This is a genomic window from Ancylobacter sp. FA202 (assembly GCF_000380205.1).
Classification (GTDB): Bacteria; Pseudomonadota; Alphaproteobacteria; order Rhizobiales; family Xanthobacteraceae; genus Ancylobacter.
Genome location: NZ_KB904818.1, coordinates 3,160,740 through 3,174,573, shown reverse-complemented (window position 1 = coordinate 3,174,573; position 13,834 = coordinate 3,160,740). Strand labels below are relative to the sequence as shown.

At 65.3% G+C, this 13,834-nt stretch carries 9 protein-coding genes; 2 read left to right on the top strand and 7 right to left on the bottom strand.

Translation table 11 applies throughout. The features are described from left to right. The first annotated feature begins 186 nt into the window (after positions 1-186). On the top strand, positions 187-1,407 hold the full coding sequence (locus A3M1_RS0114390) for an efflux RND transporter periplasmic adaptor subunit (protein ID WP_018389684.1): 1,221 nt from the start codon (positions 187-189) through the stop codon (positions 1,405-1,407). Between the two features lie 2 nt (positions 1,408-1,409). Then, positions 1,410-3,389 (top strand): MacB family efflux pump subunit, encoded by a 1,980-nt coding sequence (locus A3M1_RS0114385; RefSeq protein ID WP_018389683.1) that lies wholly within the window; start codon positions 1,410-1,412, stop codon positions 3,387-3,389. A 298-nt stretch (positions 3,390-3,687) separates the two neighbouring features. Here A3M1_RS0114385 and A3M1_RS0114375 read toward each other — a convergent pair whose 3' ends face one another. From A3M1_RS0114375 to A3M1_RS0114345, 7 genes are all read right to left on the bottom strand, one after another. Then, complete coding sequence (locus A3M1_RS0114375) at positions 3,688-6,762, bottom strand: efflux RND transporter permease subunit (protein WP_018389681.1); 3,075 nt, start codon at positions 6,760-6,762, stop codon at positions 3,688-3,690. 8 nt (positions 6,763-6,770) lie between these two features. After that, complete coding sequence (locus A3M1_RS0114370; RefSeq protein ID WP_026221322.1) at positions 6,771-7,871, bottom strand: efflux RND transporter periplasmic adaptor subunit; 1,101 nt, start codon at positions 7,869-7,871, stop codon at positions 6,771-6,773. A gap of 205 nt (positions 7,872-8,076) precedes the next feature. Continuing rightward, complete coding sequence (locus A3M1_RS0114365) at positions 8,077-9,528, bottom strand: gamma-aminobutyraldehyde dehydrogenase (protein WP_018389679.1); 1,452 nt, start codon at positions 9,526-9,528, stop codon at positions 8,077-8,079. A 9-nt stretch (positions 9,529-9,537) separates the two neighbouring features. Then, complete coding sequence (locus A3M1_RS0114360) at positions 9,538-10,338, bottom strand: ABC transporter permease (RefSeq protein ID WP_018389678.1); 801 nt, start codon at positions 10,336-10,338, stop codon at positions 9,538-9,540. Positions 10,339-10,377: 39 nt separating this feature from the next. Further along, positions 10,378-11,325, bottom strand: a complete 948-nt coding sequence (locus tag A3M1_RS0114355) for an ABC transporter permease (RefSeq protein WP_018389677.1) — start codon at positions 11,323-11,325, stop codon at positions 10,378-10,380. Continuing rightward, the gene (locus A3M1_RS0114350) at positions 11,322-12,362 is read right to left on the bottom strand and encodes an ABC transporter ATP-binding protein (RefSeq protein ID WP_018389676.1); all 1,041 of its coding nucleotides are present in this window, start codon (positions 12,360-12,362) and stop codon (positions 11,322-11,324) included. Before A3M1_RS0114350 ends, A3M1_RS0114355 begins: the two co-directional genes overlap by 4 nt. 293 nt (positions 12,363-12,655) lie before the next feature. Continuing rightward, a complete protein-coding gene (locus tag A3M1_RS0114345) occupies positions 12,656-13,825 on the bottom strand; it encodes an ABC transporter substrate-binding protein (protein ID WP_018389675.1) in 1,170 nt (389 codons plus the stop codon). Between the last annotated feature and the right edge of the window lie 9 nt (positions 13,826-13,834).

Below are 13,834 nucleotides of genomic sequence, written 5' to 3'. Positions count from 1 at the left end.
AACGGGCAACGCCGCCTCGCCGCGTGTGGCGACATGCATAAACCAGCGTTGCTGCGCCGGCCTGGAGCCATTCCGGGACACGAAATGACTCTCTTCGCAATCTCGCGGGAAACAGCCCGGCAATCGGCCGGGGCTACTCCAACACGGCTCGCCGAGCCGGCGACTGGTCGAACCGAGTGAGGTACAGTGAAGGGCAGGCTTGTCACGCCGCTGCTGCTGGTGGCGCTTCTCATCCTTCTGGCAGCTGCTTACGGCACTCACAGCCTCTGGGACACCGACCCCGCCTCAACGTTGGTGACGGCAAGGGTGGTGCGTGGCGAGGTTGAGGAGGCTGTGCTGGCCACCGGCACGCTCAAGCCTGTCAAGCTGGTAGCCGTCGGGGCGCAGGCCTCCGGGCGCATCACCCGCGTCGCGATAGCACTTGGTGAGCAGGTGAAAGCCGGCGATCTGCTCGCCGAAATCGATTCCGTGCTGCAGGAGAACGCCCTGCGCACGGCCCGCGCTGCGCTTGACAATGTTCGGGCCCAACTCGTCGAGAAAGAAGCGCTACTGCATCGCGATGTGCTGATCCTTGAGCGCCGCGCCTCCATGGTGACGAACAAGATCGTGTCGCAGGCCGATTTCGAGGCGGCCGAAGCGGATGTAAAGGCCACCCGCGCGCAGATCGACCAACTGAAGGCGCAGATCATCGAGGCGGAGGTCGCGGTAGAGAATGCCCAGTCCAATCTCGGCTACACCCGCATAACTGCCCCCATCGACGGCACCGTGCTCGCCATCGTCAGTCAGGAGGGCCAGACGGTGAACGCCGCCCAGTCCGCGCCCACCATTATGGTGCTCGGCCAGCTCGACACGATGACGGTGCGGGCCGAAATCTCCGAGGCCGACATCGTGCGTACTGCCCCCGGCCAGCGGGCGTATTTCACCACCGTCGGCGAAGGCACCCGCCGCTATGAGACCGAGCTCGCGTTCATCGAACCAGCGCCGGAATCAATCAAGAACGACGACAGCTTCTCCTCGAGTACCGCCACCGCTTCCTCGTCGAGCACGTCAAGCAGCAGCAGTTCGGCGATCTATTACAACGGTATCCTCCACGTGCCGAACCCGGACGGGCGGCTGCGAACCTATATGACGGCCGAGGTCCACATCGTCGTCGGACATGCTGTCGACGTCCTCACCCTCCCCGCCATGGCGCTGGGCGCGCGCGGAGCGGACGGGCTCTACGAGATTCGGGTGCTGCGCGGCGATGGCCGGGTCGAGACCCGCAGAGTCGAAATCGGCCTCAACGACAAGACCGTCGCCGAAATCCGCGCCGGCCTTTCGGTGGGCGAGCAGGTGGTGACCGGCGACACGGCCAGTGTCGCCCCCTCCACGTCCGGCATGCCCGGGCCCCCGCCCATGGGGTTCTGACCATGAACGACGCAGATGCCGGAGCGGCGCCGCTCATCGCGCTGGAGGGGGTCACGCGCACCTACACCTCGGGCGAAGAAACGGTCACGGTGCTTCGAAGCCTCGATCTCTCGATCATGGCCGGCGAAATGGTCGCCATCGTCGGCGCCTCGGGCTCCGGCAAGTCGACGCTGATGAACATTCTCGGCTGCCTCGACCGGCCCAGCGAGGGACGTTACCGCATCGCCGGCCGTGACGTGGCGCAGCTGACAGCGGATGAACGGGCGAGCCTGCGGCGCGCGCATTTCGGCTTCATCTTCCAGCGCTACAACCTCCTGGCCGAACTGACCGCGCTGGGCAATGTCGAGATACCCGCCATCTATGCCGGCCTGTCGCCGGGCACGCGCCGGACCCGCGCCGCCGCGCTGCTCGGCCGGCTCGGCATGGCGTCACGGCTCGCCCACCGACCCGGCCAGCTTTCCGGCGGCCAGCAGCAGCGTGTTTCCATCGCCCGCGCGCTGATGAACGACGCCGAGGTCATCCTCGCTGACGAGCCAACCGGCGCGCTTGATCGCCAGAGCGGCGAAGAGGTGCTGCGGATTCTCGACGAACTCAACGCCGAGGGCCGCACCGTGATCATCGTTACCCACGACATGAATGTGGCGGGGCGGGCCCGGCGGATCATCGAGATCGACGATGGCCGGATCGTCGACGACCGCCGGACGGGGGCGGACCGCGCGTCCCCCCCAGTGGAATCGAAGGCCTCGGGAGCAATCCGGCCCAGCTGGCGTCAAAAGCTCGACCCGTTCCGCGAGGCGTTCCGCATGGCGCTGATGTCGATGAATGCTCATCGGCTGCGCACCGGCCTCACCATGCTTGGCATCGTCATCGGCGTCGCGTCGGTGGTGTGCGTGGTGGCGCTGGGCGAAGGCTCCCGGCAAAGGGTGCTGGCCAATATCAGCCAGCTCGGCACCAACACGATCGAGATATTCGCCGGCAAGGATTTTGGCGACACGCGCTCAGGGAAAATCACCACACTGGTGGCAGCCGATGCCGACCAGCTCGCCCGCCAACCCTATGTCGCCGCAGCAACCCCCACCGTTTCGACCCAGAGCACGGTGCGCCTGGGCGCCAAGGAAGCGAACGCTCTGGTGAACGGGGTGAGCGAGCGCTATTTCGCCGCCAAGGGCACCAAGCTGGCACGCGGCCACTTCTTCGACGAAGCGAGCGTCACTTCCCGGGCGCTGGACGTCGTCATCGACGAGAACACCCGCAAGGCGCTATTCGACGCGGCCGGCGTGGAGCCTATCGGCGCCGTCGTCCTGATCGGCACCGTGCCGGCGCGCGTTGTCGGCATCACCCAGCCCCAGCAGGGCGGGTTCGGATCAAGCCAGAACCTCTCGCTCTATTTGCCCTATACCGCCGTGCAGACCCGCATTCTCGGCTCCACGGCCCTGCGCTCGATCACCTTGAAGATCAAGGACGACGTCGACAGTGCCTATGCCGCGCAGGAGGTGACGCGGTTTCTCACCAAGCGCCACGGCAGCAAGGACTTTTTCATCCTCAACACCGACGACATCCGTCGCACCATCACCAGCACGACGCAGACGATGACGCTGCTGATCGCCGCGATCGCCGTCATCTCGCTGATTGTCGGCGGCATCGGGGTCATGAACATCATGCTCGTATCGGTGTCTGAACGCGTGGGCGAGATCGGCGTGCGGATGGCGGTTGGCGCCCGACCGGCAGATATCCTGCAGCAATTCCTCACTGAGGCGGTGATGGTTTGCCTGCTGGGTGGAGCGGTGGGGGTGGGACTGGCCCTTGCTTTTGGGGTCGCGTTCTCGCTGGCGGGCTCGCCCTTCACGCTCATCTATTCCAGCGGATCGATCCTCATCGCCCTTACCTGCTCCAGCTTCATTGGCGTGGCGTTCGGGTACCTGCCGGCGCGCAATGCCGCCCGCCTTGATCCGGTCACAGCATTGACAAATTCTCGACAGTAATTTTCAGAAACATTATCGTATAGTCGAGAAATAAATACACCATACTCTCAGCCAATTTTATCGCGAATGTACACTCAACAATTCGTCATCGCGGTGAAAAGAACTCATGCTGAAACTTGTCATGCGTCTTTGGCACTGGTTGACCGACGCTTATGAATTCCACTGCCCCTACTGCCAATCCGACGAATTGTGCGAGGAATGCTTGCACTTCTGGGCCATCAAATAACGCCGTCGGACAAGGCCCGTCAGCAGCAAGGGCCCGGGGCATCTCCCCCATACCCGCGCTTCATTCCCGCTCTTACTCGGCCGGCGTATGGACAATGCCAGGAGCGACCTCGGCATGGGGCGTGTGATGGACGCGCCCGATAAACGAATAGACCACCGGCACCACGAACAGGGTGAGTAGCGTGCCCAGAGTCATGCCGCCGACAATGACCCAGCCGATCTGAGCCCGGCTCTCCGCGCCGGCACCGCTCGCCAGTGCCAGCGGAACAGCACCGAGCACCATCGCTCCAGTGGTCATCAGAATAGGCCGTAGCCGCAGCACGGCTGCCTCAATGACCGAGGCCCGGCGGTCAAGCCCCGCCTCCTGCTGCTGGTTGGCGAATTCGACGATCAGGATGCCATGCTTGGTGATTAGCCCGACCAGCGTCACCAGCCCGATCTGCGAATAGACGTTGAGGGATCCGCCGGTAAAATAAAGCGCCGCCAGCGCCCCGGTCATCGACAGGGGAACCGTGAGCATGATGATGACCGGGTCACGGAAGCTCTCGAACTGTGCCGCGAGAACGAGATAGATAAATCCCAGCGCCAGCAGGAAAACCACCACGAGGCTCTGCCCGGCGGCGCGGAACTCGCGGCTCTGGCCGGCAACATCCGTCTGCACGGTCTGCGGCAGCACCTCGCGGGCAGTCTGGTCAAGGAAATCAAGCGCCTCGCCCTGAGAGAAGCCCGGCGCCAGATTGCCGGAGATAGTGGCAGAGCGCAGCTGGTTGAAGCGCTTCAGCTCCTGCGGCGCGACGCTCTCGCGCACGGTGACGAGATTGGAGAGCTGCACCATCTCACCGCCCGCCGAGCGCAGATAGATCGTGTCGAGCGTCGCAGGCGTCGAACGGTCGCTGGCGTCCAGCTGAACATAGACGTCGTATTGCTCGCCCCCCACCTCGAAGCGCGTCACCTGCCGGCCGCCGAGTAGGCTCTCCAGCGTACGACCAAGAACCGCGATGTCGATGCCGAGATCCGCCGCCTTGGCGCGATCCACCGCAATGGAAATCTCCGGCTTGTTCAGCTTCAGGTCGCTGTCGAGGCTGACGAGGCCGGGATAGTCGCGGACGCGCTCTAGGAAGCGGTTCACATAGTCGTCGAGCTGCTCATACGTGCCGGATGTCTGGATGACGAACTCGATCGGCCGCGAATTATTGGACGCGCCGAGGGAGGGCGGGTTGTTGGCATAGGCATTGATGCCGGCGATGCGCCGCAGCTCCGGCGTCAGCTTGGTCACGAGTTCCTGCTGGCGCACATCGCGCTCGTCCCAATCCTTCAGCCGGCCGATCACCAGGAAACGGTGTACTTCGGGAAAGCCATTGATGATCAGTACGCTATCGACTTCGGGTTCTTTGGAGACAATCTGGTCGATCTGGTTGGTGTAGCGGGTCGTGTAGGCAAGGGTGGAGCCCTCCGGCCCGCTGCCGGAAACGCGGATCACACCGCGGTCTTCGACCGGCGACAGCTCCGAAGGCAGCACAACGATGAAGAAGGCGCTGGCGCCGGCCACCATCAGCGCCAGTAGCAGGATCAGGGCGCGGATCCGCAGCGTCGTGGCGAGCAGGCGGCGATAGCCGCTCTCCATGGATCGCAGCCACCCTTCGATGAAAGCCGAAACACGCCCAGGCTTGCCCTCATGTTTGAGCAGGCGCGAGCACATCATCGGTGTCAGCGTTAGCGCCACAAAACCTGAGATGATGACCGCACCGGCCAGCGTCAACGCGAATTCAAGAAACAGCCGGCCCGTGCGGCCGGGCGCGAAGGCGACGGGCGCATAGACGGCGGCGAGCGTCATGGTCATGGCGATGACGGCGAAGCCGATCTCGCGCGCGCCCTTGATGGCGGCGGGGATCGGCTTCATGCCGTGCTCGATGTGGCGGAAGATATTCTCCAGAACGACGATCGCATCGTCGACCACGAGGCCGATCGCGAGAACAAAAGCCAGCAACGTCAATGTGTTAACGCTGAAGCCCAGGGCGTACATGATGGCGAATGTGGTGACCAGTGAGATCGGGATGGTGACGATCGGAATAATCGATGCCCTGAACGAGCGCAGGAACACCACGATGACAAGCACCACCAGGATGACCGCCTCGAAGATGGTGTGGAACACCGCTTCGATCGAGCGGTCGATGAACACCGCATTGTCGTTGCCGATGGTGGCGGTCATGCCCTCGGGCAGGCTTTCATTGACAGCCGGCAGCACGGCGCGCGCGCCGGCGGAGACATCCAGCGGGTTGGCCACCGCCTGCTTGATCACGCCGATGAAGATGGCCGCGCCGCCATTGAACCGGCTCGCCCGGCGCTCGTCGGCAGCACCCAGCTCGACGCGGGCGACGTCGCGCAGATGCACCTGTGCGCCATCGGCCCGCTTGACGACGATCTGGTCGAACTGGTCGACCGTGGTCAGCGCCGTGCGTGAGAGCACGGTGAATTCGCGGTCAACACTCTCGATGCGGCCGGAGGGAATTTCGACGTTCTGGGCGCTGAGCGCATCCTCCACGTCCTGGACGGTGAGGCTATAGGCGGCAAGACGTTCGCGATCGATCCAGATCCGCATGGCGTAGCGGCGCTCGCCATAGATCTGCACATCGGCGACGCCGCTGATGTTCTTGAAGCGGTCGACGACGTAGCGGTCGATATAGTCGGACAGTTCAAGGCTCGACATGCGGTCGGAGCGGAAGACGACGAACAGAACCGGCTGAGCGTCGGCCTCGACCTTGGAAATGACCGGCTCGTCGATCTCGTCCGGCAGGCGCTGGCGCACGCGGCTGACCCGATCGCGCACGTCGCTGGCCGCGACATCCGGGTCGATCTCCAGCCGGAATCGCACCGTGATGCGGCTCGATTCGGAACGGCTGGTCGATTCAAGAACGTCGATGCCCTCGATGCCGGCAATGGAGCCTTCGAGCACCTGCGTGACCTGGCTCTCGACAATGCTGGCCGACGCGCCGGGATAGGTGGTGACGACCGACACGGTCGGCTCGTCAATATTGGGGTATTCTCGCACCGCAAGGCGGCCGTAAGAGACGATGCCGATGAGGATCAGCAGCAAGCTCAGCACCGTCGCGAAGACGGGGCGGCGGACGCAGAGTTCGGAAATACCCATGACCGGCCTTAGCCTTCAGGTGCCGGCGGCGGCGCAACCACCTCCACCCCGACGCCCGCCTGAAGGCGCCCCTGCCCGGCCACGACGATGGAGGCCCCGGGGGCAACGCCCTTGACCTCGACCTCGCCTTTCGCGCGCTGGCCAAGCTGAACGCTGAGTTGCTGGGCCTTGCCGTCGACAATCTGCCAGACCAGCCGCTCCTGCCCGCGCGGCACGATGGCACTCTCCGGCACAAAGACGGCGTCACGCGCCTGGCTTCCCTGCACAACAACGCGGGCGAACAAGCCTGGGCGCAATTCGAGGTTCTTGTTGTCGAGCCGGGCGCGCACGCTGAGCGAGCGGCCATTAATGTCGACCATGGGATCGATGGCGTAGATCGTGCCCGTGAAGCTGCGGCCGGGCAGCGCGTCCAGCGTGATGGTCACGGTCTGGTTTTCGGCGATGCTGGAGAGCTGGGTTTCCGGCACCTTGAAGTCCAACTTTAGCGTGTCGATCTTCTCAAGGTTCACCAGTTCCGTGCCAACCGCGATATAGGCGCCATTCGACACCGTGCGCAGGCCGACAACCCCGTCAAATGGCGCGGTGATGGTGTGCTTGGCAATCTGCACCCGCTGGGAGTTCAGCAAAGCGCGCGACGTGTTAAGTTCCGCCTGCGCCTCATCCAGGGCGCGGGCGGTGCCCGAACCCGTCTTCTGCAGGCGCTGGGCGCGGTCGTAATTGGCCTCGGCGAGCTCCAGCCGCGCTTCGGTCTCGTCGAGCGAGGCCTTCACCAGCGCCGCATCAAGTTGCACCAGCACATCGCCGGCCTTCACGTGCTGGCCTTCCTGGAAACGGATTTCCTGAATGCGCCCCGACACCTCCGGGGCGACCTGCACCGATTCATCGGACTGCAGCGATCCGATGGACGAGATATCCGTCGTCACAGACGCCGCTCGGGCCGGCGCCACCTCGACCGGAACCGCGCGCGGCGTGGCGGGCTGGGCCGCGGCGTTCGCCTGGCTGCGTCCGCCAAACAGCGCTTCCGTCTCGACCCACCCCCGCTCATGGGCAAGCCAGCCGGCTCCCGCAAGAGCGGCGATCGTCAGCAGCACGCCGGTTCCACGTCGCATCAGGCCCCCATGAGACTGTGTCGGAAAGCACGAAAATCCATGCTGCGACACAACAGATATGAGGAACAGTTCCAACTGAATTATGTGTCACATGGCGCCTCGACGATCACATTCGCGAGGCTGCCGGAACATCATACTCCATCTTCGCCGTGGTGCCGACCACGCTGATGCGTCGCCCTGCTCCTTTGCGCAAAGCCACGCCACATCAGGCGTTCTTCACCATCACATGACGAATGACGGTATAGTCTTCCAGCGCATAGGCGCTGAGGTCCTTGCCATAGCCGGACTGCTTCAGCCCACCATGCGGCATCTCGCTGACCAGCATGAAATGGCAGTTCACCCAGGTGCAGCCATATTGCAGGCGCGAAGCGGTGGCCATGCCGCGCCCGATATCCCGCGTCCACACTGAGGAGGCGAGGCCGTAATCGCTGTCATTGGCCCAGCCCACCGCCTCGTCGACATCGCTGAAGCGCGTGACCGACACGACCGGACCGAACACTTCGCGGCGAACGATCTCGTCGGACTGCAGGGCGCCGGCCACCACGGTCGGCTCGTAGAAGAACCCCTTGCCGGAGCCCGCGCCGCCAGCGACCTTGCCGCCGGTGGCGATCTCGATGTGATTGAGCTCGGACGCACGCTCGACGAAGGAGGCGACGCGGGCGCGCTGGCGGGCGGAAATCAGCGGGCCGATATCGTTCTCGCTGTCATCCGCCCGGCCGAATTTGAGGCCGGAGACGGCAGAGGCGAGGTCCGCCACCAGTTTTTCATAGACCTTGGCGCCGGCATAGATGCGGCAAGCGGCGGTGCAGTCCTGCCCGGCATTGTAGTAGCCGAACACCTTCACCCCTTCGACCACGGCCTCAATGTCGGCATCGTCGAACACGAGGACCGGCGCCTTGCCGCCCAGTTCCAGATGGGTGCGCTTCACCGTCTTGGCGGCGGCGGTCAACACCTTCTTGCCGGTGGCGATATCGCCGGTGAGCGAGACCATCGCCACTTTGGGATGGTTGATCAGCGCATTGCCGACGCTCTCGCCGCGCCCGACGACGACGTTGACCACGCCTTCGGGGAAAATGTCGGCAATGATCTTCGCCAACTTCAGCAGCGTAAGCGGCGTCTGCTCGGAAGGCTTGATCACCACCGTATTGCCGCCCGCCAGGGCCGGGGCGAGCTTCCACGCCGCCATCATCAGCGGGTAGTTCCACGGCGCGATCGAGGCGACGACGCCGATCGGGTCGCGGCGGATCATCGAGGTGTGGCCCGCCATGTACTCGCCCGCGACCATGCCGTGCTGGGTGCGCGCCGCGCCGGCGAAGAAGCGGAAACAGTCAACCACGCCGGGAAGTTCGTCGTTCAGCACCGCATGGCGCGGCTTGCCGCAGTTCAGCGCCTCCAGCGTGGCGAAGGATTCCGCCTCGGCCTCAATGCGATCTGCCAGTTTCAGCAGCATGTAGGAGCGCTCGGCCGGCGTGGTGCGCGACCAGGTGCGGAACGCCTTGTCGGCCGCGTTCACGGCGGCGTCGATCTGGTCCGGCGACGCCTCAGGCAGTTCGATCAGCGTTTCCTCGGTCTTCGGATTCAGCACCGTTTCCGGCGTTTCCGTGCCGGCGACGAAGGAAGAGCCGATCAGCATTTCGGTATCGGAAAGGGCAGTCATGGGCGTCTCCTATTTTCCAGCGCCGGCCACCGCCTCGCCATGGCGGGTGAGGTAATAGGCGGCGAGGATGGGCAGGAAAGTCACGAGGATCACGAGCACGGCGACCACATTGGTGACGGGCCGCTGCCGCGGGCGGATGAGCTCGGACAGCATCCATATCGGCAGGGTCGATTGCTGGCCGGCGGTGAAGGTGGTGACGATGACCTCGTCGAAGCTGAGCGCGAAGGCGAGCATGCCGCCCGCCAGCAGCGCGGTGCCGATATTGGGCAGCACCACGAGGCGGAAGGTCTGGAAGGCATCGGCGCCCAGATCCATCGACGCCTCGATCAGCGAGGGCGAGAGCCGGCGCAGGCGCGCCACCGCATTATTGTAGACGACGACGATGCAGAAGGTGGCGTGGCCGAGCACGATGGTCCAGACGGAGAACGGGATCTCCATCAACCCGAAGGCCTGGCGCAGCGCGATGCCGGTGACGATGCCCGGCAGGGCGATGGGCAGCACGAACAGCAGCGAGATCGGCTCGCGGCCGAAGAACCGCGCCCGCGCCAGTGCCCCGGCCGCCAGCGTGCCGAGGATCAGCGCCAGCAGCGTGGCGATGCTCGCCACCTTCAGCGACAGCCCCACCGCCGCCCAGATATCGGCCCGCCCCCAGACCACGCCGAACCATTTCAGCGTGAAGCCGGGCGGGGGGAAGGCGTAGCTCTTCTCTTCCGTGGTGAAGCAGTAGAGCAGGATGAACAGCAGCGGGATGTGCAGGAAGGCGAGCCCGCCAAGGGCGGCGATCTTGAGCGAGAGCGGGGCGCGGGTCATGGAAGGATGCTCCCATCGAGATTGCCGATACGCCCGACCTCACAGCGCATCGAACGCCCCCGTGCGCTTGGCGAGGGTGAGGAACACCGCCATGACCAGGATCGGCACCAGCGAGAAGGCGGCCGCCAGCGGGATATTCCCGGCCGTGCCCTGCAGCGTGTACACCGCCTGCCCTAGCACCAGCGCCGAGGTACCGATGATCTGCGGCACGATGTAGTCGCCCAGCGTCAGCGAGAAGGTGAAGATCGCGCCGGCCACCACGCCCGGCATCGCCAGCGGCAGGATCACCGTGCGGAAGACGAGGCCGGGCGCCGCACCGAGATCGCCTGCCGCTTCAATGAGATGCGGCGGCACCCGCTCCAGCGCCGCCTGCACGGGCAGTATCATGAAGGGCAGCCAGAGATAGGTGAAGGTGAGCACCATGCCGGTGTAGCTGACCGAGAGCGAGGGCCCACCGACCAGCGGCAGGTCCAGCCACGCCTCCAGCGCGCCGCCGAGGCCGACCTGGCCGGCGAACCAGCCTATGGCGCCTTCCTTGGCCAGCAGCAGCTTCCAGCCATAGACCTTGACCAGATAGCTCGACCACAGCGGCATCATCACGGCGAGATAGAACGCCGCCTTCACCTTCGGCCCGGCATAGCGGGCGGCGTAATAGGCGATGGGGAAGGCGATGATGGCGCACAGCAGGGTGACGGCCCCGGCAATTCCGATGGTTCGCAGCAGGATGTCGAGATTGGCGGGGCGGAAAAGCTCCAGCAGCGTCGCGGTGGTCGGCTCTCGGACGATGGTGCCTGAAAACTCATCTATCGAAAAAACCGATTGCCCGAGGAACACGAACAGGCTGCCGAGATAGACCAGCCCCAGCCACAGCAGCGGCGGCAGCAGGAGCAGCAGCGTCAGCAGCCGCGCCCGGCGCACCAGCACGTCGGAGAGGCGGCGCAGCAGCCCCTCGCGCGGGGCCGGCAGATCGAGGCTGGCAAGGCTCATTGCTCGCCCTCCATCGGCCGCACCGCATACCTCGGCACCGCGAGCCGGACGGTGGCACCCGCCATCACCCCCGCAGCCGTGGCGGGGATGGCGGCCGTGAGCGCCAGCCCCTCGCCCGTGAGCACGCTGACGCGGCGCACCGGGCCCTGATAGGACACGTCGGTGACGCGCGCTTCCACCAGCGCCGCGCCTTCCGGCACCGGAGCGCCGGGCGCGAGGAGCGCGATCTTCTCCGGCCGCAGGCTGGAAGGTCGCGCCGGCCCGCCCAGCGCCTGCGCCTGCGGTGCCTCCAGCACATTGGCCGAGCCGACGAAGCGGGCGACGAAGCGGGTCGCCGGGCGCTCATAGACCTCTTCCGGCGGCCCGACCTGCACGATCCGCCCCTCATTGAACACGGCGACGCGGTCGGCCATGGACAGCGCCTCGCTCTGGTCATGGGTGACGAAGACGAAGGTGAGGCCGAGCGCCCGCTGCAAGCCCTTCAGTTCGCTCTGCATTTCCTCGCGCAGCTTGAGGTCGAGCGCGCCCAGCGGCTCGTCGAGCAGCAGCACTTTCGGCCGCACCACCAGCGCCCGGGCCAAGGCGACGCGCTGGCGCTGGCCGCCGGAGAGTTGCGCGGGGCGGCGGGTTTCCATGCCCGAGAGCTTGACCATGGCCAGCGCCTCGCGGGCCATCCGGTCGCGCTCGGCTCGGCCAATACCCCGCACGCGCAGCCCATAGGCGACATTGTCGCCGACCGAGAGGTGCGGGAACAGCGCGTAGTCCTGGAACACGGTGTTCACCGCCCGGCGATAGGGCGGCAGGCCTTCCACCGTCTCGCCGAAAATCTCGATATGGCCGGCATCGGGCTGCTCGAAGCCGGCGATCAGGCGCAGGCAGGTGGTCTTGCCCGAGCCGGACGGGCCGAGCATGGCGAAAAACTCACCCGGCGCGATGGAGAGATCGACGCCATCCACCGCCCGCACCACGCCGAAATGCCTGACAACGCTGGCGAATCGAACGGCGGGAAGTGCGATGGGGGCGGCGTGGGCATGCATGAGGAAGATCCAGGGGCCGTTAGGAAGACTGGAAACAGGGCGCTGCGCGCGTTCTGCCGTGGTCGGGCGTTGATGGCCCCTCATGGCCGGGCTTGACCCGGCCACCCAGAATATGACGGCAAGCCGACAGCGGGCCTGGGTCCCCGGGTCAAGCCCGGTGATGAGGGCATTCGGGAGTGGGCGAGCCGCGCGGCGCGCCGCGAAGATGCTCGACGATGGGCCCCAGAACGCCCCTCCCTCAAAGCCCGGGCCTTCGCCCGGGCACCTCAGGATGACGTCGCATGGAGGAAGTCCTACCGCCCGCCGAGGACGGCGATGTAGTCCGACACCCAGCGGTAATAAGGCACGCAGCCTTCGGCCTGGGTGGCGCATTTGGCCACCGGCGTGCGCCAGAAATGGATGCGCTCGAACTCCTCCATGCCATTGGTCTTGCAGCCTTCCGCGCCCAGCAGCTCATTGCCCTTGCAGGCGGCGGGGACGGCGGGCACCGAGCCGAACCAGGCGGCGAGATCGCCCTGCACCTTGGGGCTCAGCGAGTGCTCCATCCACATATAGGCGCAGTTCGGGTGCGCGGCGTCGGCGTGCATCATGGTGGTGTCGGCCCAGCCGGTGGCGCCCTCGCTCGGAATGGTCGAGGCGATCGGCTTCTTCTGGCTTTGCAGCAGGTTGACCTGGAACGGCCAGGAGGAGGAGGCGACGACGCCCTCATTGGTGAAGTCGTCGATCTGGATCATGGCGTCGTGCCAGTAGCGCTGCACGATCTTGCGCTGCTGGCGCAGCAAATCGAGCGCGGCCTTGTACTGCGTCTCGGTCAGCTCATAGGGGTCCTTGATGCCCAGCTCCGGCTTGTGGGTCATCAGGTAGAGCGCGGCGTCGGCGATGTAGATCGGGCCGTCAAAGGCCTGGATGCGACCCTTATTGGACTTGCCGTCCGGCAGGGTCTGCTCCTCGAACACCACATTCCAGCTCTTGGGCGCTTCGCCCTTGAACGCTTCCGTGTTGTACATCAACACGTTGGAGCCCCACTGATAGGGCGTGCCGTAATGCACGCCGTTCACCGTGTGCCAGGGCGCGTCCTGCAGGCGCGGGTCCACCGTTCCCCAGCTCGGGATCAGCTTGGTGTTGATGGGCGCGACCTTCTTGCCGGCGATGAGGCGGAGCGAGGCGTCGCCGGAGGCGGTGACGAGGTCGAAGCCGCCCTCATTCATCAGCGCGACCATCTCATCGGAAGTACCGGCGGTCTTCACATTGACCTTGCAGCCGGTCTTGGTCTCGAATTCCGTCACCCAGTCAAAGGCCTTGTCGGTGTCGCCGCGCTCGATATAGCCGGCCCAAGCGACGATATCGACCTGGCCTTCGCCCTTGCCGACCGAGGTCATTTCCGCAGCAAAAACAGGGTTTAAGGCGAGAGAGGCGCTGGCGGCGAGCGCCGGCAGACGCAGATAATGCGAGAGGCGCGGCATGGTCTGTTT